The organism is Mycobacterium sp. UNC410CL29Cvi84, from assembly GCF_000686745.1.
In the GTDB taxonomy this organism is placed as follows: Bacteria; Actinomycetota; Actinomycetes; order Mycobacteriales; family Mycobacteriaceae; genus Mycobacterium; species Mycobacterium mucogenicum_B.
Window position 1 is genome coordinate 22,580 of sequence record NZ_JMLM01000021.1, and the last position, 20,562, is coordinate 43,141.

Below are 20,562 nucleotides of genomic sequence, written 5' to 3' on the forward strand. Positions count from 1 at the left end.
CGGCAGTACCCGGAGGCAGTGCTTGCCTCTACATTTCGGAGAGAAGTCTGCATTCGCCACTGCGCGTTCTCTTGTGGTGGCATCACGTTCCCGGGAGTTGAGCCATGCCTGTTCTGACCACGACCACTCGCAACGGCAGTCGCGTCGAGTTCTCGCGGTAGACCGATGGCAATCACGTTGCACTGGTTCCTGCCGACCAACGGTGACTCGCGCACCGACCTGAGTCTCGGCAACGCGGTCGGTGGCGCAGGCAGCCGGGCGGACGCCTTCGGTGCCGATCGGGCTCCCGACATCGACTACCTCAGCCTGGTGGCCGGGGCCGCGGAGAAGCTCGGGTTCACCGGGGCGCTGACCCCCACCAGTAGCTGGTGTGAGGACGCCTGGGTGTTCACGGCAGCACTGACGCAGCGAACCGAACACTTCAAGTACCTGGTGGCCTTCCGGCCGGGCCTGCAGGCCCCGACCCTGGTTGCCCAGGCCGCCGCCACCTATCAGCGAATCTCGCGGAATCGACTGCTGCTCAACGTCGTCACCGGTGGCGATGACGTCGAGCAGCGCCGCTTCGGCGACTACCTCGGCAAGTCTGAGCGCTATGAGCGGGCCGCCGAGTTCCTCACGATCTTCCGGCAGCTGTGGTCCGGCGAGCCCGTCACCTTCACCGGCAAGCACCTGTCGGTGGAGAACGCGACGATCATCCCCGCCGACACCTGGCCGGACATCTACCTGGGCGGCTCGTCGGCCGAAGCGCTGGAAGTGGCCGCCGAACATGCCGACGTGTACCTGACCTGGGGTGAGCCACCGGCTCAGGTCGCTGAGAAGCTCGATGCCGTGCGGCACCAGGTCAAGAACCTGGGCCGAGCGCGGCGGGCGGCCGGGGACCTGCGGTTCGGCATCCGCCTGCACGTCATCAGCCGTCCCACCGAAGAAGGGGCGTGGGCACAGGCCGACAAACTGCTGGCGGGTCTCGATCCCGAGAGCATCAAGCGCGCCCAGCAGGTGCAGCGCAGCTCGCAGTCCGAGGGGCAGCGGCGGATGTCCGCCCTTCACGGCGGCCGGACCGACAACTTGGAGGTGTCGCCCAACTTGTGGGCCGGCATCGGACTGGTCCGTGGCGGCGCCGGCACTGCCCTGGTCGGCAGCCACGAGCAGGTCGCCGACCGCATCGCCGAGTACCACGAGCTGGGCCTCGATGAGTTCATCCTGTCCGGGTACCCGCACCTGGAAGAGGCCTTCGCCTTCGGTGAGGGCGTCATCCCCATCCTGGCCGAGCGTGGCCTGCTAGCTGATCGGCACGCCTGACCATGGTCCGCAGCCGGGCTCCCAGGACCCACGCCCAAGTCGTCGCAGTCGCGGAGGAGTTCGCGGCGTCGGTGAAGCCCGGTGCGGCAGAACGTGATCGGGCCGGCGCGGTACCCCGCGCGGAAGTGGCCGAGTTCGACAACCTGGGCCTGCCGGCCGTCACGGTGCCGATCGACGACGGCGGAGACGGGCTCGGGCCGCGAACGCTGGCCGAGGTCATCCGGATCGTCGCGGCCGCCGACCCGGCGCTCGCGCAGACGCCGCAGGGGCACTACCTGGCCGTCGACATCCTGCGCCTGCTCGGCACACCACTGCAGCGGGCCCGAATCCTGCCCGCTGTCGTCGACGGCGCGCGCATCGCCCCGGTGCTCGCCGAGCGCGGTGGCCACCATGCCCAAGACCTCAAGACCCGCCTCATCAAAGATGGCGCGCGGTGGCGACTCGACGGCACCAAGTACTACTGCACCGGTGCCATCACGTCGCGGTGGCTGGCGGTCAGCGCGCTCGATCCCGCCGACCGTCTCGTGCTGGCGTTCGTCGAACGTGACGCACCCGGGGTGACCATCGACGAAGACTGGGCCGCCATGGGGCAGCGCTCGACCGTGAGCGGCACCACGACGCTGGACGGCGTCGCCATCGACGGCGACCTGGTGGTGCCGTACTGGTCGGCATTCGAGAAGCCGCAACTGCTCGGTGCCCGCGCCCAGCTGGTCCACACCGCCATCGAAGCCGGTATCGCGGAAGGCGCCCTGGCCGATGCCGCCGAGTTCGTCCGCACCCGCAGCCGGCCGTTCTTCGAGGCGGTGCGATACGGCGGCGCCAACGCTGCGAGCGACGATCCGCACGTCCTGCTGCGGTTCGGCCAGCTCGCCACCCGGACGCGCGCGTCGACCCAGCTACTGCGTTGGGCCGCAGGCGAACTCGAGGACATCGGGCTCGACGTCGCCGATCCCGATGCGGCCGCGCGCGGCTCGATAGCGGTCGCGCAGGCCAAGGCCTTCGCCAGTGACGTGGCCGTCGACGTTGCCAGTCAGCTCTTCGCGTTGACCGGCGCGAGCGGTACCGACCGCCGTCACGATCTCGACCGGCACTGGCGCAACGCGCGGACCCACAGCGTGCACGACCCCGTCGACTGGAAGTACCACCACATCGGCGCGTGGGAACTGTCCGGCGTGGCACCGCCGAATCACGGGCAGATCTGAACGCACTTGTGATCCGGGCGATTCTGAATGTTCAGGCGACGTCCGGTGCCCGATACCGTCGTCAGATGGCCGCGAATCTGGAAGAGGCGCAGGTCGATTCGCCCCCGCGAAAGTCGCAGCCGTTCAAGCCGGCGTTGTTCGTGGCGGTGACGGCGGGGCTGGGATACGGCTTCGACTCCTACGCCGTGAACATCTACGGCCTGGTCCTGCCCGAGATCAAGAAGACCCTGCAGATCACCGAGGCCCAGGCCGGGTACATCGGGTCGATCTTCCTCGTCGGCTACACCATCGGCACCATCGGTTTCGGGATCGCCGCCGACCGGTGGGGACGCAAGACCACGCTCGGTGCGTCGATCCTGCTGTACGGCATCACCACGGCACTGGCCGGCATCACCACCAATCTGGTCGCGTTCACCGGCCTGCGCTTCCTCACCGGTGTGGGCGGCGCCGGCGAGCTGGCGGTGGGCGCCCCCTATACCGCCGAGGTGTGGCCGACCAAGACCCGGGCGATCGGTGTGGGCGGGGTGATCTTCTCGTTGTTCTCGCTCGGCTACGTCCTCGCGGCCGCTGTCGCGCTGGTGCTGGTGCCGCGGTATGGCTGGCAGGCGTCGTTCATCGTGGCGATCGTCCCGGCCATCATCTTGTTCCTTGTGCGCCAGGGCATTACGGAATCGCCCCGCTACACCGAGGTCAAAGAGGCGCGCCAGCGAGACGGTATCCCGCGAGCGAAGCTGTGGCAGCTACCCGGCGTGCGGCGGCGGCTGATCGTGGGCTGGTTGATCTACACGGCCAACGCTGTCGGCTACTGGGGCTCGACCCTGTTCCTGACCACCTACATCGTCAAGAGATTCCATGCGTCCACCACCGACGCGATTCGCTATGCGCTGGTCTTCTTCCTGCTGCAGGTCGTCTTCGTCTTCATCGGCACCGCGTTGGCCGACCGCTTCGGGCGCCGTCCTTCGGCGATTCTCGGCGCCGTCATCGAGGCCGGGTCCGCGATCCTGGCGGCCACCTCGGATTCACTGGCCGAATACCAGGTCTACGGCGCCATCTCCATCGCCACCCTCGGCTGGCTCTGGGGCGTCGGTGACGCGTACATCTCCGAGTTGTTCCCAACCGTGCTGCGCGGCACCGGATTTGGTGTCGCCGTCGGCGGCGGCCGCATCGTGTCGATCGCCGCACCGACCGTCGTCGGCTGGGCCATCGGGCATTACGGTGTGCAGACGCCGTATCTGGCGCTGTCCAGCATCTGGCTGCTGACCGTGATCGGTTACCTGTTCGGGCCCGAGACCAAGGGTAAGGAGCTCGACGACCTCGCCGATGAGGCACTGCTGGCGCGCGCCTGACTACGCCTGCTGGGCGAGCAGCAGGTCGCGGATGGGGGAGCGCGTGTGCCGCTGCCACATGGCCTGCACGGGCACCAGCAGCGGCGGCTGGAGGTCGACGACCGTCACCCGGCCATCCAGCACCGGACCCACCGGATGCGTGACGAACGCGACCGCCCCCGTCGTCAACGGCGCGGCCACTGTGGCCGCGCCCTGTACGCGGCTGACGACGTAGTCCGGCTCGAATCCGGCTCGGCGGCAGGCGCCGAGCAGGAGGTCGCTGTAGTACGACGCGCCCGGCGGTGCCCAGAGCGCGATGCGTTCATCGGTCAGGTCGGTGAGGTCCACAGCGTCGCGCCCCGCCAGGGGGTGCGAACTCAACACCGCCACGCGCACCGTGTGATATCCCAGCACCGCGGTGGCGAGGTCGCGATCCGGCACCACACCGCGGCGCAGTGCGAGCTGGATCGATCCGTCAAGCAGCGCGGGCGACAGCTGATCCGGAAACATCTGACGGAAGGTGAAGGACACGTCGGCGTAGGCGTCGATCACCGGCTCCAGAAGGGCGTACGCCTCGACGCTCTCGAGCGCGGGGGTGTGCCCGACGACGTAGTTCTCCCGCGCGGCGCTGGCCGCGCGCTGCACGTGATCGGTGACGGTGTGGGCGGCGGCGAGCAGGGTCCGGGCATCGCTGTGCAGTTGCCGACCCGCCGGCGTCAAGGTGACCCGGCGGCCGTCGCGGTCGAAAAGCGTTGCGCCCAGCTCTTTTTCGAGCTGGCGGATCGAGCTGCTGAGGGCCTGCTGGCTCAGGTGCAGCTGGTCCGCGGCGCGGGTGAAACCACCGGCGTCGGCGACCGCGAGAAAGTGCTGCAGTCGACGCAGATCGGGATACGGCCTGGTCATGCCGCCAACCCTATCTACAACTGCTGCTTGTGGATAGGTAGAAAAGTTTCGTTTCTATTTGTGGTTGGCCGTGGCTAGCGTGGGCGGCATGAGCAATCTCGAAGGTAAAACAGCAGTCGTCGCCGCCGGAGCCAAGAACCTGGGCGGCCTGATCAGCACGACCCTCGGCGCGCGCGGCGTCAACGTCGCGGTGCACTACAACAGCGCCGCCACCGAGACCGACGCCGACCAGACCGTCGCCGCCATCGAGTCCGCCGGCGCCAAGGCCGTCAAGGTCCAGGGCGACCTGACCGTGCCCGGCAACGTGGAGAAGCTGTTCGACGCGGCAGTCGAGGCGTTCGGCGGCGTCGACATCGCGATCAACACCGTCGGCAAGGTGCTGCGCAAGCCGATCGTGGAAACGACTGAGGCCGAATACGATTCGATGTTCGACATCAACGCCAAGGCCGCGTACTTCTTCCTGCAGCAGGCCGGCCGCCGGCTGAACGACGGCGGATCGGTGATCACCATCGTGACGGCGCTGCTGGCGGCCTTCACCGATGGCTACAGCACCTACGCCGGCGCCAAGAGCCCTGTCGAGCACTTCACCCGCGCCGCCGCGAAAGAGTTCGCGGCCCGCGGGATCAATGTCAACAACGTCGGTCCGGGGCCCATGGACACGCCGTTCTTCTACGGCCAGGAGACCCCGGAACGCGTGGCGTTCCACAAGTCGCAGGCGATGGGCGACCGGCTGACCCTCATCGAGGACATCGCCCCGCTGGTCGTGTTCCTCGCCGACGAGGGCCACTGGATCACCGGCCAGACCATCTTCGCCAACGGCGGCTACACCACGCGCTAGCCATTGCCGAGCAGACGTAAAACTGTCGTTTTCGGGCGAAAAGCGACAGTTTTACGTTCCCCCACAAGCGGGAGGTACCCCCAGCTCGCGAGTGAAGTCAGCGGCGCCAGAACAAGTGGTGGATGACGCCGCTGGAGCTGGGTACGACGTCGCAGTGGTACCGGTCGAGCAGCTCGTCGGGGGACTCCCAGAGTCGTGAGCCCTCGCCGAGCGTCACGGTGGGGGACACCACGATGTGCAGGGTGTCGATCAGGTCGGCGTCGAGGAACTCGCGGACCGTCGTCGCCCCGCCACCGATGCGGATGTCCTTGCCCTGCGCGGCTTCCCGCGCCAGTTCCAGCACCTCGGCCGGTCCCGCGTCGACGAAGTGGAAGGTCGTGTCCGACAACGTGAACGACGGCCGCAGGTGGTGCGTCATCACGAAAACCGGGGTGTGGAACGGCGGCTCGTCGCCCCACCAGCCTTGCCAGTCGAGCCGGGCCGGACCGCGGTAGGGGCTGAACTTGTTGGCACCCATGATCTCTGCGCCGATGTTGTGGTGGAAGTCGCGCACGAGGTGGTCGTCGAGTCCGCGGGTGCCGCCCGGATCGGTGCGGTTCGGCCAGCTGGCGGTGGCACCGGCCCACGCGAACATGGTGCCCGGGTCGGCGTGGCCGAAGGGCCGCTCGAAGCTCTGCCCGACACCGGCGCCGAAGCCGTCCGCCGAGACGTTGAAGTTCTGCACTTTCACCAGTTGCGTCATGAGCGTGTTGACCTCCGCGGTCGCCGAAATTCATCGGGATAAGACAAAACTGCCCCTCGTCCGAAGGCGAGGGGCAGTTTTGTGGTTGTTCGCGTGATTACAGCGCGATGTTCTTGTGGCGACCGCGGCGGGCCGGGGCCTCGGCGAGGGCCTGGGTGATCTTCGACCGGGTGTGGGCCGGGTCGATCTTCTCGTCGACCACGCCGATCTCGATGGCGGAGTCGACGCCACCGGCAATCCTTTCGTGTTCCAGCGCGAGTTCCTCATGGAGGGCCTCACGCTCGGCCGCGTCCTCGACGGCGGCCAGCTTGCGCTTGTGCAGGATGCCGACGGCGGCCTTGGCGCCCATGACGGCGACCTCGGCGTCCGGCCAGGCGAACACCTTCGTCGCACCGAGCGACCGCGAGTTCATGGCGATGTACGCGCCGCCGTAGATCTTGCGGGTCACCAGCGTGACGCGGGGGACCACGGCCTCACCGAACGCGTGCAGCAGCTTGGCGCCACGGCGCACGACGCCGCCCCACTCCTGGTCCACACCGGGCAGGTAGCCGGGGACGTCGACCAGAACGATCAGCGGGATACCGAAAGCGTCGCACAGGCGCACGAAACGTGCTGCCTTCTCGGCGCTTTCGGAGTTCAGGCAGCCACCCAGACGCAGCGGGTTGTTGGCGATGACGCCGACGGAGCGACCGGCAAGCCGGCCCAGGCCGACCACGATGGACGGCGCCCACTTGGACTGGAACTCTTCGAACGGCACGCCCTCGTCGAGCAGGGCCTCCACGATCGGGTGCACGTCGTAGGCACGACGGGCCGACTCGGGCATGAGGGCCTTGATGTCGGTGTCGCCGGCCTCGGCCTTGGTGCGGTCGAAGTGGCCCTGCTGGCTGAACAGGCCGACCAGGCGACGGCCGCGCTCGTAGCAGTCGAGTTCGTCGTCGGCGACGATGTGGCACACACCGGACTTCTTGTGGTGGGTGTCGGGGCCACCGAGCGAGACCATGTCGACGTCCTCGCCGGTGACGCTGCGGACGACGTCCGGGCCGGTGACGAAGACGCGGCCCTCGGGGGCCATGACGATGACGTCGGTCAGGGCGGGGCCGTACGCGGCACCGCCGGCGGCGAAGCCGACGACCAACGAGATCTGCGGGATGTAGCCCGAGGCCCGGATCATGGCCTCGAAGACCTGGCCGACCGCGTGCAGCGCGCGCACACCCTCGGCGAGGCGGGCACCACCGGAGTGCCAGATACCCACGATGGGGGCCTGCTCGTCGATGGCGGTGTCGTAGGCGCGGACGATGTGCGCGCAGCCGTCGACGCCCATGGCACCACCCATGACGGTGCCGTCGGTGGCGAACGCGATGGTGTGCACGCCGTTGACGGTGCCGGAGGCGGCCAGGACGCCCGACTTGTCGCGCTCGTGCAGCGGCTTGACGCTGCCCGGGTCGAAGAAGGTCGAGAGCCGCAGCAGCGGGTCGCGAGGATCAAGTGATTCGGCGGCCGTCGCCTCAGGTGCCAGGGTCGTCATTCTCTAATCTCCTTGATCTCGCGGTATGCGCTTCGTCGCTCAGTACCGGCCGAATACGAGTGCGACGTTGTGTCCGCCGAACCCGAACGAGTTGTTGATCGCGTACTTGTAGTCGCCCTGCCGCGGAGCCTTGGAGACCACATCCAGATCGATCTCCGGATCCAGGTTTTCCAGGTTCAGTGTGGGCGGTATGACGCCGTCGCGCAGCGCGAGCACGGTGAGGATGGATTCCACCGCACCAACCGCGCCCACCGAGTGGCCCAGAGCGGACTTGGGGGCGTACACCGCGGGGCGGTGGCCCTTCATGGCGTTGTTGATGGCCACGCCCTCGGCGACGTCACCGACGCTGGTGCCGGTCGCGTGCGCGTTGACGTGGTCGATGTCGGAAGGAACGAGCCCTGCCAGTTCTATGGCCCGGGTCATGGCGTAGCCGGCCTGTTCACCGTTGGGGTCCGGAGCCACGATGTGGTAGCCGTCCGAGGTGACGCTGGCGCCCATCAGGCGGGCCAGGATGTTGGCGCCGCGAGCTTTGGCGTGTTCCTCGGTCTCGAGCACCAGCATGGCGCCACCCTCACCGAACACGAAGCCGTTGCGGTCGCGGTCGAAGGGGCGGCAGGCGCCGGCCGGGTTGTCGTTGGTGTTGGACAGCACGATGCGCATCTGGGCGAACCCGGCGATCGGCACTGCCTCGATCTTGGTTTCGACGCCACCGGCGATGGCGACGTCGGCCTCGCCCAGCACCAGCTGGCGCCAGGCGTTGGCGATGGCTTCAGACCCGGAGGCGCAGGCCGAGATCAGGGTGGACACCCCGGCCTTGGCCTTGCGCTCCAGTCCGACAGCGGCCGCCGCCCCGTTGGGCATGTACATCTGCACGACCAGCGGCGAAACCGCTCGCAGGCCGCGCTCGCGCATACCGTCGTAGGCGAAGACCAGTTCCTCGGTCGAGCCGAGGCCGGTGCCGATAGACACCATCAGTCGTCGGGGATCAACGTCCGGCGAGCCTGCGTTTTCCCAGACTCGCCGGCCGATGACCGTCGACATTTTCTGCAGATATGACAGCCGACGCAGTTCGACCCGCGTCAGTTCACTTTCGAAATCCTCGTGCAGATGGCCACCGATCCGGACGGGGAGGTCGTACTTCTCGATGAAGTCATCTTCGAGAAGACGAATCCCACTCTGTCCGTCAAGGAGCTTCTGCCACGTGGTTTCAGCGTCGGTCGCCAGGGCGGTCGACATGGCTACGCCAGTCACGACCACATTGGGGAGACCATTCCCCGTTGACAACCTGTTAGCGGTTACCCCTGCCATTACTGCTCAATGTCCCTTCGACTTAATAACGCCCAAAGGCCAGGGCGACATTGTGTCCACCGAACCCGAACGAGTTGTTGATGGCGTACTTGTAGTCGCCATAACGAGGCTCGTCCGCAACAACATCGAGATCGATGGCGGGATCCGGCGTCTCGTAGTTGAGCGTCGGGGGAATGACCCCGTCGCGCAACGCGAGCACCGTCAACACAGACTCCAGCGCACCGACCGCACCGATGGAGTGGCCGAGCGCCGACTTCGGCGCGTACACCGCGGCGCCCTGACATCCGGCAACGCGGATGGCATTGGCCTCGGCGGTATCACCGATCGGGGTGGCCGTGCCGTGGGCATTGACGTGGTCAATGTCCTTGGCGTCCAGGCCTGCGGTCTCCAGTGCACGCTTCATCGCGGCACCGGCGCGCACGCCGCCGTCGGCCGGAGCCACCATGTGGAACGCGTCCGAGGTGATGCCGGCGCCCATGAGCCGGGCCAGCGGCTTGGCGCCACGGGCCAGGGCGTGCTCTTCGGTCTCGATGATCATCAACGCGCCGGCCTCGCCGAACACGAAGCCGTCACGATCCTTGTCGAACGGCCGCGACGCAGCCGCCGGATCGTCGTTGCGGGTCGACATGGCGCGCATCATCGAGAACGCCGCGATGGGCAGCGCTTCGATGGCACCTTCGACACCGCCGACGACGGCGAAGTCCGCGTCGCCCATGACGATCTGACGCCAGCCGTGGGCGATGGCCTCAGAACCCGACGAACACGCCGACACCGGCGTGATGACCCCGGCGCGGGCGCCGAGCTCCAAGCCGGCGACCGCGGCCGCACCGTTGGGCATGATCATCTGAACGGCGAGCGGGCTGACCTTGCGGATGCCGCCCTCGTTCATGGCGTCGTAGGTTTCGACGATCTTCTCGCCGCCACCCAGACCGGTGCCGATCACGACGGCGAAACGGTCCGGATCGACCTCGGGCGCACCCGCGTTCTTCCACAACCGTCGCGCCAGTACGAGCGACATGCGCTGCACATAGGAGTTGCGGCGCAGCTCGACGCGGGTCAGCTGGCTTTCCAGGTCATCGACCAGGTGGCCACCGATACGCACCGGAAGGTCCCACTTCTCGACCCAGTCGTCCTCGAGAGTGCGGATGCCGCTCTCGCCTGCCAGGAGGCCCTTCCACGTGCTCTCGATGTCAGCAGCGAGCGCCGTGGTTGCCTCCACGGCGGTCACCACTACGTTCGGGAAGCCTCCGTTAGCAGTGGAAGGCCTGGTCACTTGCTGAACTTATCGCGCAGCGCGGCAGCAGCCTCGGGGTTCTCTTCCTCGAGCTTCTGGATGTAGGAGACGACGTCACCAACGGTGCGCAGGCCGGCCAGGTCCTCGTCCGGGATCTTCACGCCGTACTTGTCCTCGGTCTGGACGGCGATCTCGACCATCGACAGCGAGTCGATGTCCAGGTCGTCGACGAAGGACTTCTCGGGGGTCACCTCAGACGGCTCGATGCCGGTGACCTCTTCGATGATCTCGGCGAGGCCGGCGATGATTTCTTCTTGACTGGCAGCCACGATGGCTCCTTCTTTTTGTTGTGTCGGCACACCGGATTTGGTGTGCCGGGTTGGTTGTTTCGGCAAGCGGGCCTGTCAGAACTCGGCGAGTCCGTCCAGGTCTGCGGGGGTCTTGATGGCGAAGGTGGGCACGCCCTTGACTTCGCGCTTGGCGATACCGGCGAGGGTGCCGGCCGGCGGGAACTCGATGATGCCGGTGACCTCCTGGCCTTCCTGAGCGGCACTGAAGCGCTTCCGCATCGTTTCCGAGCACAGGTCCCAGCGGACCGGACGGGTCATCTGGGCGACCAGCTTGGCCATGGCGTCCGCGGCGCCGGCGACCGGCTGGCCGTCGGCGTTCGACAGCAGCGTGGTGGTCGGCTCGCTGGGGGTGACGGTCGCCGCGGCAGCCGCGTACGGCTCCTGCGCCGAGCCCATGAAGTGCGTGTGGAAGGCGCCGGCGGTGGCCAGCACGCGGACCCGGGCCTTGGCCGGCGGATCCTCTGCCAGCTTCTCCAGCGCCGAGATGGCACCGGCGGCGACGATCTGACCCGCCGCGTTGCGGTTGGCCGGGACCAGTTCCAGAGCTTCGAGACGGGCCAGGACCTCGGCCTCGTCGCCACCGAGCACCGCGGCCATGCCGGTGGGCTCCAGTGCGCAGGCCTTGGCCATCTCGGCGCCGCGGGTGGCGGCGAGCTTGATGGCCTCGTCGGCGGAGATGACGCCCGCGATGGCGTAGGCGGCGATCTCGCCGACGGAGTGGCCGGCCACGATCGTGGTGGCGCCGGCCAGGAGGCCGCGCTTGGTCAGCTCTTCGTGTGCGAGCAGCGTGGCCGCGACGACCAGGGGCTGGGTCACCGCGGTGTCGGTGATCTCCTCGGCAGTCGCCGTGGTGCCCAGCTGGGCCAGATCCAGGCCGCTGATCTCCGACCAGGTGGCCAGACGGTCAGCAGCACCGGCCAGCTCCAACCAAGGGGTGAGCATGCCGGGCGTCTGAGATCCCTGCCCGGGGGCAAGCAGCGCAAGCACAGGTGTTTGAGGCACGGATTAAGAAAACACTGTGAAGCGGGTTTTATGCCGTGTAAGAGATTATGAACCTCGTCTTAAAGTTTTGTGGAATGTCTACAAAAACGCACGTTATGCAACGTTGGCGAGACCTCGCTGCGATGTGGATCACAATCGTATGTCGCAAGCTACCGGTGGGTAGGGTTGCTGTAACTGTGCTGATCAGGCCATTTACTGATTGGCCTGAGCGGGCGTACGGCTCAATCGGCCCACTGTGGAGGCCACGCGGAGCACATACGCATCCCTGGGCACCATCGGATCGCGGCCGGTGAAGTCCGCGATCCGGCGCAGCCGGTACCGGACGGTGTTTGGATGAACGAACAATTTGCGGGCGCACGCTTCTATGGCGCCACCCGCGTCGAGATAGGCGTCGAGCGTCTCCGTCAGCGCCGGACCTGCGTCTGCCAGCGGCCGGACGACCTCGAGTTCCAGGGCCGCGATGGCCGACCGATCCCCGAGCAGTGCACGTTCCGGCAGCAGTTCACGGGCCGGAACCGGCCGGGGCGCACCCGTCCACCCGCTCACCGCATTCATCCCCGCGATGGCTTCGGTGGCGCTGTAGTGCGCGGCCGCCAGCGTGGCGGCCGTCGGCCCGATGACCACCGGGGCGTCGGCGAAGACGCCCATCAGCTCACCCAGGAACCGGTCGGTGGGGGAGATCTGTCCGGACACGATGGCCACCAGCCAGGTGCCGTGGACGTCGGACAGCGCGACGCGGCCGTTGCGGGTGACGACGTCGTGCACGTCCTCACTGGCCAGATCGGTCCGATCGGGGCGCGGGTAACCGACCACGACGGTCGCGGGCGCGGTGGCGTCCCAGTTGAGTGCCGCGGCCTGCGACTGCAGGCCGGGCCCCACGTCGCCGCGCACGACGGCGTCGACGACGTTGGCCTCCATCCGGGTGTCCCAGGCGCCGCGGGCCTCGGCCTGGTCGGCGTACGCGCTGGCGGCGGCGAAGGCCAGGTCGCGGCTGTAGCGCAGGATGCCGGCGGTCAGTGCCGTCAACTGTTCCTCGGTGCGGGCCAGCAGCGGCACCACTTCCTCGAAGAACTCCATGGTGGTCCGCACCATCTCCACCGACTGCCGCAGCGCGATGCGTCGCCGCAGGTCCTGGGGCACGACCTCGAAGGCCTCCGCGGTGTAGCTGACGTCGCTGTTGGGGTCGCGCATCCACTCGACGAAGTTGACGACCGCGGTCTGCACCACCAGATGCACGCTGGCCCGCTGCGAGGCCTCCAGTTCGGCGAAGAACGGCAGCCGCTCTTCGAGGGCGTGCACGGCCTGCGTCGCCAACGTGCCGGAGTACTGCTTGAGACGACGCAGCACCGTCTCTGGGACGTTCTCGAGCACTTCGAGTGTCGACTTGGGCGGCACGAACCGCTTGCCGCTGGTCGCGTTGTCGGGCATGACTAAAAGCTACGCCTAATTTCTGGAGACTTCTGCCAATACGGCCGCGCTGAGATGACGGTTTCTGACAGAAACCGTCATCTCAGCGTGCGCGGGCTCTACGCGCTGCCGGTGTCGGCGTACGACACCTCGGCGGCCGAGACGTCGTCGATCCGGTACTGCTTGGCGGCCGCGACGGCCACCGACGGGTCGATCTCGCCGTCTCGGGCCAGGGCCTCCAGCACCGCCACCACCACCGACTCCGCGTCGGTGTTGAAGAAGCGGCGGGCCGCCGGGCGGGTGTCGGAGAAGCCGAACCCGTCCGTGCCCAGCGTGACGTAGGTGTTCGGTACCCACGGGCGGATCTGCTCGGGCACCGCGCGCATCCAGTCGGATACCGCGACCACGGGGCCCGCGGTCTTCGCGAGCTGGGCGGTCACGTACGGCACGCCGGCCTGCTGGTCCGGGTGGCGCAGCGCGTGCCGGTCAATGTCCACGCCGTCGCGGTTCAGCTCGCCCCAGCTGGTCACCGACCACACGTCGGCGGCCACGTCCCAGTTCTCGGCCAGCAGGTCCGCCGCCCGCAGTGCCTCGGGCATCGAGACGCCCGACGCCAGGATCTGCGCCGTGCTGGAGCGCTTCTCCGGCGCGACGCGGTAGCGGTACATGCCGCGCAGCACGCCTTCGGGGTCGAAGTTCTCGGGCTCGGCCGGCTGGACGTACGGCTCGTTGTAGATGGTGATGTAGAAGTAGACGTTCTCGGAGTTCTCGCCGTACATGCGCTCGAGGCCGCTCTCGATGATGTACGCGATCTCGTAGGCGAACGCCGGGTCGTACGACACCACCGCGGGGTTGGTCGAGGCCAGCAGCAGCGAGTGACCGTCCGCGTGCTGCAGGCCCTCGCCGGTGAGCGTCGTGCGTCCGGCCGTGGCGCCCAGCACGAAGCCGCGGCCCATCTGGTCGGCCGCCGCCCAGAACCCGTCGCCGGTGCGCTGGAACCCGAACATCGAATAGAAGATGTAGATCGGGATCATCGGCAGGTCGTGCGTGGCGTACGACGTCGCGACCGCGGTGAACGACGCCGTCGACCCGGCTTCGTTGATGCCCTCGTGCAGGATCTGGCCGACTTCGGATTCCTTGTACGCCAACATCAGATCGGCATCCACGGCGGTGTAGAGCTGGCCGTTGCGGTTGTAGATCTTCAGGCTCGGGAACCACGAGTCCATGCCGAACGTGCGGGCCTCGTCGGGGATGATCGGGACGATGCGCGGCCCGATGTTCTTGTCCCGCAACAGTTCTTTGAAGGTGCGCACCGTTGCCATGGTGGTGGCGACGGCCTGGTTGCCCGAGCCCTTCTTGAGTGACTTGTAGACGTCGCGGGGCGGCAGCGGTAGCGGCTTGGACTTGGTGCGCCGCTCCGGCAGGAAGCCGCCGAGCGCCCGGCGCCGGTCGAGCATGTACCGGATTTCCGGTGACTCGGAGCCCGGGTGGTAGTACGGCGGCAGGTACGGGTTCTCCTCGAGCTGGGCGTCGGTGATCGGCACCCGCGTCGCGTCGCGGAACTTCTTGAGGTCGTCGAGCGCCAGCTTCTTCATCTGGTGCGTCGCGTTGCGGCCCTCGAAGTGGCTGCCCAGGGTGTAGCCCTTGATGGTCTTGGCCAGGATGACGGTCGGCTGGCCCTTGTGCTCCATGGCCGCGCGGTAGGCGGCGTACAGCTTGCGGTAGTCGTGGCCGCCGCGCTTGAGGTTCCAGATCTCCTGGTCGGTCATCGGGTCGACCAGCGCCTTGGTGCGCGGGTCGCGGCCGAAGAAGTGGTCGCGCACGTAAGCGCCGTCGTTGGCCTTGTAGGTCTGGTAGTCACCGTCGGGGGTGACGTTCATCAGGTTCACCAGCGCGCCGTCCTTGTCGGCGTGAAGCAGGGCGTCCCATTCGCGGCCCCACACCACCTTGATGACGTTCCAGCCGGCGCCGCGGAAGAACGACTCCAGTTCCTGGATGATCTTGCCGTTGCCGCGGACCGGGCCGTCGAGCCGCTGCAGGTTGCAGTTGACGACGAACGTCAGGTTGTCGAGCGCCTCGTTGGCGGCGACCTGGATCAGGCCGCGGCTCTCGGGCTCGTCCATCTCGCCGTCGCCGAGGAAGGCCCACACGTGCTGATCGCTGGTGTCCTTGAGGCCCCGGTCGTGCAGGTAGTGGTTGAAGCGCGCCTGGTAGATGGCGTTCATCGGGCCCAAACCCATTGACACCGTGGGGAATTCCCAGAAATCGGGCATCAGGCGGGGGTGTGGGTACGACGGCAGGCCGCCGCCGAGCCCGGCATGCGAGTGCTCCTGACGGAAGCCGTCCAGGCGGTGTTCGTCGATGCGGCCCTCGAGGAAGGCGCGGGCGTAGATGCCGGGGGAGGCGTGGCCCTGGATGAAGATCTGGTCGCCGCCGCCCGGGTGGTTCTTGCCGCGGAAGAAGTGATTGAAGCCGACCTCATAGAGCGAAGCCGACGACGCATACGTCGAAATGTGGCCGCCCACACCGACTCCCGGCCGCTGCGCGCGGTGCACCATGATCGCGGCGTTCCAGCGGATCCAGCGGCGGAAGCGGCGCTCGACCTCTTCGTCACCGGGGAACCACGGCTCCAGGTCGGTGGGGATGGTGTTGACGTAGTCGGTGGACGTCAGCGCGGGGATGGACACGCGCATCTCCCGCGAGCGCTCCAACAGCCGGAGCATCAGGTAGCGGGCCCGCGCAGGCCCCGACCGGCCCAACAGGTCGTCGAACGACTCCAGCCATTCGGCGGTCTCGTCCGGGTCGATGTCGGGAAGATACGACGCGACGCCATCACGAATCACCCGGACCCGGTCGGGTTCGGCTGAGGTACTGGAGTTTTGAGCCAGGTCTTGGCGCACGAACTCAGTGGTCAACTGCCACTCCTTGGTATGCGATTTTGGGGATGCTTTTGGCACTGCCCATGGTCCCCCCATCGTTCCGCAGATTAGGCGTTGGGGTGGGCTACCGGCGAGTACGCGTTCGGATGCCTGTGATTGGCGCATCCACCCTGTACGGTCAGCTGATGATGACCAGCGCGGCTAGTGTGTCGCGGCTTCGCGCAGCCGCTTTGGTATCCGGAGGCGTGGCGGTATCCGCCATGGTGATCGTCGGCTGCAGTAAGTCCGTCGAAGGAAGTTCCACGGTCGACCAGCCCGGCGCCGCGGCGTACCGCACGTCGGTGTCGCTGTCCGCGGCAGCGTCGGCCAGTTCCAGTTCGTCGAGCGCCTCCAAGGCGGCGACGGAGGCCGCGTGCCAGACGTTCGTCGACACCGGCAAACCGGCGATGCAGGCGGTCAATGCCTACGTCGACGCCGAGAACGCCGGTGGCACCGACGCCGCCAAGCTGCAGGCCGCGGTCGACGCGCTCCACCACGCCGCGGACGCGGTGACCAAGAGCGCCACGACCGTGCAGTCCGACACCCTCAAGGCGGCGCTCGCCGGCTGGTCGGCGGCGGCCCAGTCGCTGGCGACGGCGATCAGCACCAACGCGTCGACCTCTGATTTCAATGCGGCGGTCGACTCGTTCAATAACGCCAAGTCGGCCACCGAGACCGCATGCGGGTAGCTGTCGCACATCAAAGATGTGTCTTGCGTCGAATGAATCGTCGTCGCGTGCGACTATTGGGTTCCACACACACAGACTGCAAACAAGCAGGTTAGAGGAGGACACCGGTGGCCGCGGCGGACGCGCCGAACTACGCCCAGAGACTGGGCATTCACAAAGATCAGATCGTCCAGGAGCTGGGTTGGGACGAGGACACCGACGACGACATCCGCGCTGACATCGAAGATGCGTGCGGCGGAGAGCTTCTCGACGAGGATTCCGACGAAGTCGTGGACGTCGTGCTGCTGTGGTGGCGCGATGACGACGGCGACCTGGTGGACCGTCTGATGGACGCCATCACTCCGCTGGCCGACGACGGCGTGATCTGGGTGGTGACTCCGAAGACCGGCAAGGGTGGCCACGTGCAGCCTGCTGAGATCGCCGAGTCGGCGCCCACCGCCGGACTGGTCGTCACCTCTTCGGCCAACCTCGGGGACTGGATCGCCAGCCGCCTGGTGCAGCCCAAGTCGAAGGCCGCGGGCCGGCACTAGTGGTGGTCGGTGCCCTGGCGCCGCGGTCTCGTGCGTCCGAGGTGCCCGGCTCTGTGCGACGTTCGCGGGCCGCTGTCAGTTTGTGGGCCACTGTCGCCGCGACTGTAACCACACGGCGGAAAAGCGGCCTGATTTCCGCCACCACGTTGCATTCGCGGGTTGAGTCATGATCGACGTCGGGTCCGTCGCGCCGGACTTCACTCTCAGAGACCAGCACGGTCGCGCGGTGACGCTGTCGGCGTTGCGCGGCCGGAACGTGCTGCTGGTGTTCTTCCCGCTGGCGTTCACCCCGGTGTGTGCGGGGGAGCTCGGCGAGATTCAGGAAAATCTGGCCCGGTACCGCAATGATTCGGTGGAAACGCTGACCATCTCGGTCGGGCCGCCGGCTACCCACAAGGTGTGGGCCCGGGACTCGGGTTTCGAGTTCCCGATCCTGTGCGACTTCTGGCCGCACGGCGCGGTGTCCCAGCTGTACGGGGTTTTCAACGAGGTTTCGGGCTACCCGGACCGGGGCACATTCCTGGTCGACCGGGAGGGCATCGTGCGGTTCGCGGAGTGCACATCGCCGGGCGAGGCGCGGGACCAGCAGGTCTGGGTCGACGCCCTGGCCGCCTTGGACTGATTTTCCCTGACCCGCCATCGGCGTGTAGCGTGCCCGGGGCGGGGCGCGTAGCTCAGTGGTAGAGCTCTGGTTTTACACACCAGCGGTCGGCGGTTCGATACCGTCCGCGCCCACCAGTGTTATTGCAGATCAACAGCGTTAACCGACTGTAGATGATTGCCGGCCGCCGGCGCCGTGCCCGCAAGTCGTAGGCGTATTACTGGTCCTGGCATTTTTCCCAGCGCAGGACTTCGGTGGTCCGGCTCGTTGTGATACCTGGATACTGGCTGTCGTGGACTGGCTCACGTTCGTGTCTGGCATTATCGAGCACCTGGCGTGGCCAGGAGTTGTTGTCGGCGGCGGGTTGGTATTCCGAAAGCAGCTCACCGGTGTGTTTGAGCGTCTGAAAGCTCTCCTTGATGACCGTGTAGAAGAAGCATCCCTCACGCGCCAAGGGTTTTCCGTGAGGCGGCGCATCGTCGATGCAGGGCTCGAGAATGCCAAGAAAGAGCTGACCGAAGAGCCCGAATCCGCCGAACCGATCACGGGGGTCGTCGAAGAGGAACAAAGCCCCTTTCTTCGGGAGATGGACGAGCTTGCAAGGCTGAATCCCGCGGCTTCGGTGGGAGCGGCGGCCGCGCGGCTGGAAGTTGCGTTGCGGTCCGTGCTCGCGAAAAAGAACCCGGCTGCCAGGCAGATGACGTTGGGAAGGCTCATCAAAGAAGCCGCGGCCCAGGGCGTGCTGACTGAGGGCGAAGCTTCCGCAGCGCGTTATCTCGTGCAGGTCCGGAACGAGGCAGTACACGAGAACGTGGCGTCCGAGAATCAAGCGATGGAATTCGCTTACCTCGCGTTGCGTGTCGCCGCCGCTGCGCGATTGGCGGTCGGAGAGGTCAGTGTCGACGGCGCCGACCCCCTTTAGCGCCTCGCCACGGTCCGCGCCGAGTGGACGCCACGCAACTCGCAGGTTGTCGATGCACGGAACTATCGCGCCTCGCGGGTAATGTCCCACCGCAGGACTACGACGAAACCTGACTGAGTATTCGTCTCGCTGGTCGTTCGTCAGTCTGCATTGGCTGATGTACTGACGACGGTAACGCCCGACGGTCCAGTTCCTTCAAAGTCCGCAGTATGGCGAGTCGGCGATTTCGACCACGTCCGGATTGGAAAACTATGGCGCCCCAACATCAGCCGGTGCGGACCGACGAGACGCACAAGCGGCTCCTGGACTGGACGTACGGTCAGCCTCCCAGCGAGCGGTTAGCTGCGCAGGTGCTCGCCGCCGAGGGATATGAAGACGTTGACCCGTCGCATCCGCTCGGGGGGCGCGACGGCGGCCGGGACGGCGAGTGCAAGCGGAAAGGAGGAAAGGGCGTCTGGGCTGTTTACTTCTCCCGCGGCCAGAACCCGACCTTGACGAAGATCAAGAACAAGCTGAAGGCCGACATCGACGAAGCCCGGCAGCACAAACCCAAGTTCTTGGTATTCGTCACGAACCAGGAAGTCGGTCTGGCAGACCGGGAAACGCTCCGGGCCCTCGGCGGTGATGTTGAGATCGAGCTGCTCCACCTCGAACGGGTGGCGGGGGTTCTCGATCGTCCTCACATGGCGCAGGTGCGGCAGCAGTTCTTGGGGATCCCAGCGATCGGCGTCGCGCCGTTGGACGTCAAGGTGTCGGTGGACGGCTGTGCGTACGCGTTCACGGATGACGGTGAGGTGCGGGACACGTTCGTCGCTATGCGTGAGGACCGGATCCGGAAACGGTCTGATGAAGGGCATGAGCGAATCCGCAAGGAGAAGGAGGCGGCGGAGCGGGAGCGGGCGGCCCGCGATGCCGAGAGGGCCCGACAGGCTCGGCAGAGGCCGTGGGACGTCGGTCTCCAGATGCGTGGCGTCAGCGACATGATCAACGAAAGCGGATTGATGGACTCGCTGATGAAGCAGTTCGAGCCGACGATCCGTCCCGAAGATTTTCCCATCGGTATCGCGGGCATTCCCAGCCTGAAGCAGCCGAAACCGCCGGAACCGTTGAGCGAGGAAGAGATTCAGACAAAGGTCGCCGAATATCGTGATCCGCTGAAAGCGCGGTGGCCTGCCTGCCGCGATTATCTCGCCAGCGTAGGGTTTCCGGCGCTTCGGTTCCGCATTGCGAACGCCGCGGAGACTTTCCTGACCGACGTGGAGATCATCCTCACCTTCCATGGTGCTCGCGGCGTGCGGTTCAAGGGACTGCAGGCATACGAGTGGATGAAGATCCAGGACCCTAATTGGGAGCCGCCGAGTGATCCACGGTTCGGCCACGTGGCGGTGCCGCCGTTCGAGTTGGCCCGTCCAAAGGACTATCCGATCGAGTGGCGGCATAACGACGACGGCGACCTCGAGGTGATCGTCACATTGGCGCAACTGCGGCCGTACCCGGAATGGCGCAGCGATTACCACGGCGACGATGTGGTGCTGATCGTCGACCCCCACCTGGACTCTGACGAGATCACCGTGTCCTACACCGTCACTGCGAACCCCTACGGCAAGCACTTAGTTGGGGAACCTTTTACCGTTCCAGTCGAGAGGCGCTCCATGCGCGAGGTAATGCGGGCGACTGACGCCGCGTCAAAGGAAGCCACGTAAGCGGGGGGAGTGGTACTTGTCTCTGGCGGACCAATGCGAACCGGCCGCAGTTGCTCGTTCGTAA

At 66.8% G+C, this 20,562-nt stretch carries 18 protein-coding genes and 1 tRNA gene; 10 read left to right on the forward strand and 9 right to left on the reverse strand.

Annotation, left to right across the window (positions count from 1 at the left end; all coding sequences use genetic code 11):
• The first annotated feature begins 165 nt into the window (after positions 1-165).
• The 3 genes from BR47_RS0124155 (at position 166) to BR47_RS0124165 (ending at position 3,847) form a co-directional block, all read left to right on the forward strand.
• Positions 166-1,299, forward strand: a complete 1,134-nt coding sequence (locus BR47_RS0124155; RefSeq protein ID WP_029121050.1) for an LLM class flavin-dependent oxidoreductase — start codon at positions 166-168, stop codon at positions 1,297-1,299.
• A 2-nt stretch (positions 1,300-1,301) separates the two neighbouring features.
• Positions 1,302-2,501: an acyl-CoA dehydrogenase family protein gene (locus BR47_RS0124160; RefSeq protein WP_029121051.1), complete on the forward strand. Its 1,200-nt coding sequence runs from the start codon at positions 1,302-1,304 to the stop codon at positions 2,499-2,501.
• A gap of 65 nt (positions 2,502-2,566) precedes the next feature.
• The gene (locus tag BR47_RS0124165) at positions 2,567-3,847 is read left to right on the forward strand and encodes an MFS transporter (RefSeq protein WP_051634972.1); all 1,281 of its coding nucleotides are present in this window, start codon (positions 2,567-2,569) and stop codon (positions 3,845-3,847) included.
• Here the strand turns inward: BR47_RS0124165 and BR47_RS0124170 are convergent, their stop codons facing one another.
• Positions 3,848-4,729 (reverse strand): LysR family transcriptional regulator, encoded by an 882-nt coding sequence (locus BR47_RS0124170; RefSeq protein WP_029121053.1) that lies wholly within the window; start codon positions 4,727-4,729, stop codon positions 3,848-3,850. It lies immediately after the preceding gene.
• An 88-nt stretch (positions 4,730-4,817) separates the two neighbouring features.
• On the opposite strand from BR47_RS0124170, the gene BR47_RS0124175 reads away from it, so the two are divergent.
• Entirely contained in the window at positions 4,818-5,567 is a 750-nt protein-coding gene (locus BR47_RS0124175; protein ID WP_029121054.1) for an SDR family oxidoreductase, read from the forward strand.
• Between the two features lie 97 nt (positions 5,568-5,664).
• Here BR47_RS0124175 and BR47_RS0124180 read toward each other — a convergent pair whose 3' ends face one another.
• The 8 genes from BR47_RS0124180 to aceE all read right to left on the reverse strand — a co-directional run bounded on the left by BR47_RS0124180 (position 5,665) and on the right by aceE (position 16,050).
• Positions 5,665-6,309, reverse strand: coding sequence for a dihydrofolate reductase family protein (locus BR47_RS0124180; protein WP_029121055.1), 645 nt, complete (start codon positions 6,307-6,309; stop codon positions 5,665-5,667).
• Positions 6,310-6,406: 97 nt separating this feature from the next.
• The gene (locus BR47_RS0124185) at positions 6,407-7,834 is read right to left on the reverse strand and encodes an acyl-CoA carboxylase subunit beta (RefSeq protein ID WP_020104225.1); all 1,428 of its coding nucleotides are present in this window, start codon (positions 7,832-7,834) and stop codon (positions 6,407-6,409) included.
• Positions 7,835-7,873: 39 nt separating this feature from the next.
• Positions 7,874-9,142 carry a 3-oxoacyl-ACP synthase KasB gene (gene kasB, locus BR47_RS0124190; protein WP_029105864.1) on the reverse strand — a complete coding sequence of 423 codons (1,269 nt, stop codon included), beginning with the start codon at positions 9,140-9,142 and terminating at the stop codon, positions 7,874-7,876.
• A 22-nt stretch (positions 9,143-9,164) separates the two neighbouring features.
• Positions 9,165-10,415: a 3-oxoacyl-ACP synthase KasA gene (gene kasA, locus BR47_RS0124195; protein WP_029121056.1), complete on the reverse strand. Its 1,251-nt coding sequence runs from the start codon at positions 10,413-10,415 to the stop codon at positions 9,165-9,167.
• On the reverse strand, positions 10,412-10,705 hold the full coding sequence (gene acpM, locus BR47_RS0124200; RefSeq protein WP_020104228.1) for a meromycolate extension acyl carrier protein AcpM: 294 nt from the start codon (positions 10,703-10,705) through the stop codon (positions 10,412-10,414). Before acpM ends, kasA begins: the two co-directional genes overlap by 4 nt.
• A 75-nt stretch (positions 10,706-10,780) precedes the next feature.
• On the reverse strand, positions 10,781-11,713 hold the full coding sequence (locus BR47_RS0124205) for an ACP S-malonyltransferase (RefSeq protein ID WP_177127428.1): 933 nt from the start codon (positions 11,711-11,713) through the stop codon (positions 10,781-10,783).
• Between the two features lie 207 nt (positions 11,714-11,920).
• On the reverse strand, positions 11,921-13,156 hold the full coding sequence (locus tag BR47_RS0124210) for a PucR family transcriptional regulator (protein ID WP_029121058.1): 1,236 nt from the start codon (positions 13,154-13,156) through the stop codon (positions 11,921-11,923).
• Positions 13,157-13,254: 98 nt separating this feature from the next.
• On the reverse strand, positions 13,255-16,050 hold the full coding sequence (gene aceE, locus BR47_RS0124215; protein ID WP_029121059.1) for a pyruvate dehydrogenase (acetyl-transferring), homodimeric type: 2,796 nt from the start codon (positions 16,048-16,050) through the stop codon (positions 13,255-13,257).
• Positions 16,051-16,259: 209 nt separating this feature from the next.
• Here aceE and BR47_RS33295 point away from each other — a divergent pair, with 209 nt between their 5' ends.
• The 6 genes from BR47_RS33295 (at position 16,260) to BR47_RS0124245 (ending at position 20,498) form a co-directional block, all read left to right on the forward strand.
• The gene (locus tag BR47_RS33295) at positions 16,260-16,742 is read left to right on the forward strand and encodes an Rv2240c family protein (RefSeq protein WP_138158353.1); all 483 of its coding nucleotides are present in this window, start codon (positions 16,260-16,262) and stop codon (positions 16,740-16,742) included.
• Between the two features lie 107 nt (positions 16,743-16,849).
• Entirely contained in the window at positions 16,850-17,272 is a 423-nt protein-coding gene (locus BR47_RS0124225) for a DUF3052 domain-containing protein (RefSeq protein WP_020104234.1), read from the forward strand.
• A 166-nt stretch (positions 17,273-17,438) separates the two neighbouring features.
• Positions 17,439-17,894, forward strand: a complete 456-nt coding sequence (locus BR47_RS0124230) for a peroxiredoxin (protein ID WP_029121061.1) — start codon at positions 17,439-17,441, stop codon at positions 17,892-17,894.
• A 41-nt stretch (positions 17,895-17,935) separates the two neighbouring features.
• Positions 17,936-18,010 (forward strand) — tRNA-Val (locus tag BR47_RS0124235).
• Between the two features lie 155 nt (positions 18,011-18,165).
• Positions 18,166-18,795 (forward strand): DUF4145 domain-containing protein, encoded by a 630-nt coding sequence (locus tag BR47_RS0124240; RefSeq protein ID WP_029121062.1) that lies wholly within the window; start codon positions 18,166-18,168, stop codon positions 18,793-18,795.
• Between the two features lie 272 nt (positions 18,796-19,067).
• Positions 19,068-20,498 carry a hypothetical protein gene (locus BR47_RS0124245; protein WP_155987079.1) on the forward strand — a complete coding sequence of 477 codons (1,431 nt, stop codon included), beginning with the start codon at positions 19,068-19,070 and terminating at the stop codon, positions 20,496-20,498.
• The last annotated feature ends 64 nt before the right edge of the window (positions 20,499-20,562 follow it).

What these genes read in the sequence shown, in the direction of transcription:
- kasB (WP_029105864.1), bottom strand. Translation starts at nt 9,142, where the DNA reads ATGGCAGGGGTAACCGCTAACAGGTTGTCAACGGGGAATGGTCTCCCC.
- BR47_RS0124230 (WP_029121061.1), top strand. Translation starts at nt 17,439, where the DNA reads ATGATCGACGTCGGGTCCGTCGCGCCGGACTTCACTCTCAGAGACCAG.
- BR47_RS0124185 (WP_020104225.1), bottom strand. Translation starts at nt 7,834, where the DNA reads ATGACGACCCTGGCACCTGAGGCGACGGCCGCCGAATCACTTGATCCT.
- BR47_RS0124165 (WP_051634972.1), top strand. Translation starts at nt 2,567, where the DNA reads ATGGCCGCGAATCTGGAAGAGGCGCAGGTCGATTCGCCCCCGCGAAAG.
- BR47_RS0124210 (WP_029121058.1), bottom strand. Translation starts at nt 13,156, where the DNA reads ATGCCCGACAACGCGACCAGCGGCAAGCGGTTCGTGCCGCCCAAGTCG.
- BR47_RS0124180 (WP_029121055.1), bottom strand. Translation starts at nt 6,309, where the DNA reads ATGACGCAACTGGTGAAAGTGCAGAACTTCAACGTCTCGGCGGACGGC.
- BR47_RS0124170 (WP_029121053.1), bottom strand. Translation starts at nt 4,729, where the DNA reads ATGACCAGGCCGTATCCCGATCTGCGTCGACTGCAGCACTTTCTCGCG.
- BR47_RS0124175 (WP_029121054.1), top strand. Translation starts at nt 4,818, where the DNA reads ATGAGCAATCTCGAAGGTAAAACAGCAGTCGTCGCCGCCGGAGCCAAG.
- BR47_RS0124160 (WP_029121051.1), top strand. Translation starts at nt 1,302, where the DNA reads ATGGTCCGCAGCCGGGCTCCCAGGACCCACGCCCAAGTCGTCGCAGTC.
- BR47_RS0124155 (WP_029121050.1), top strand. Translation starts at nt 166, where the DNA reads ATGGCAATCACGTTGCACTGGTTCCTGCCGACCAACGGTGACTCGCGC.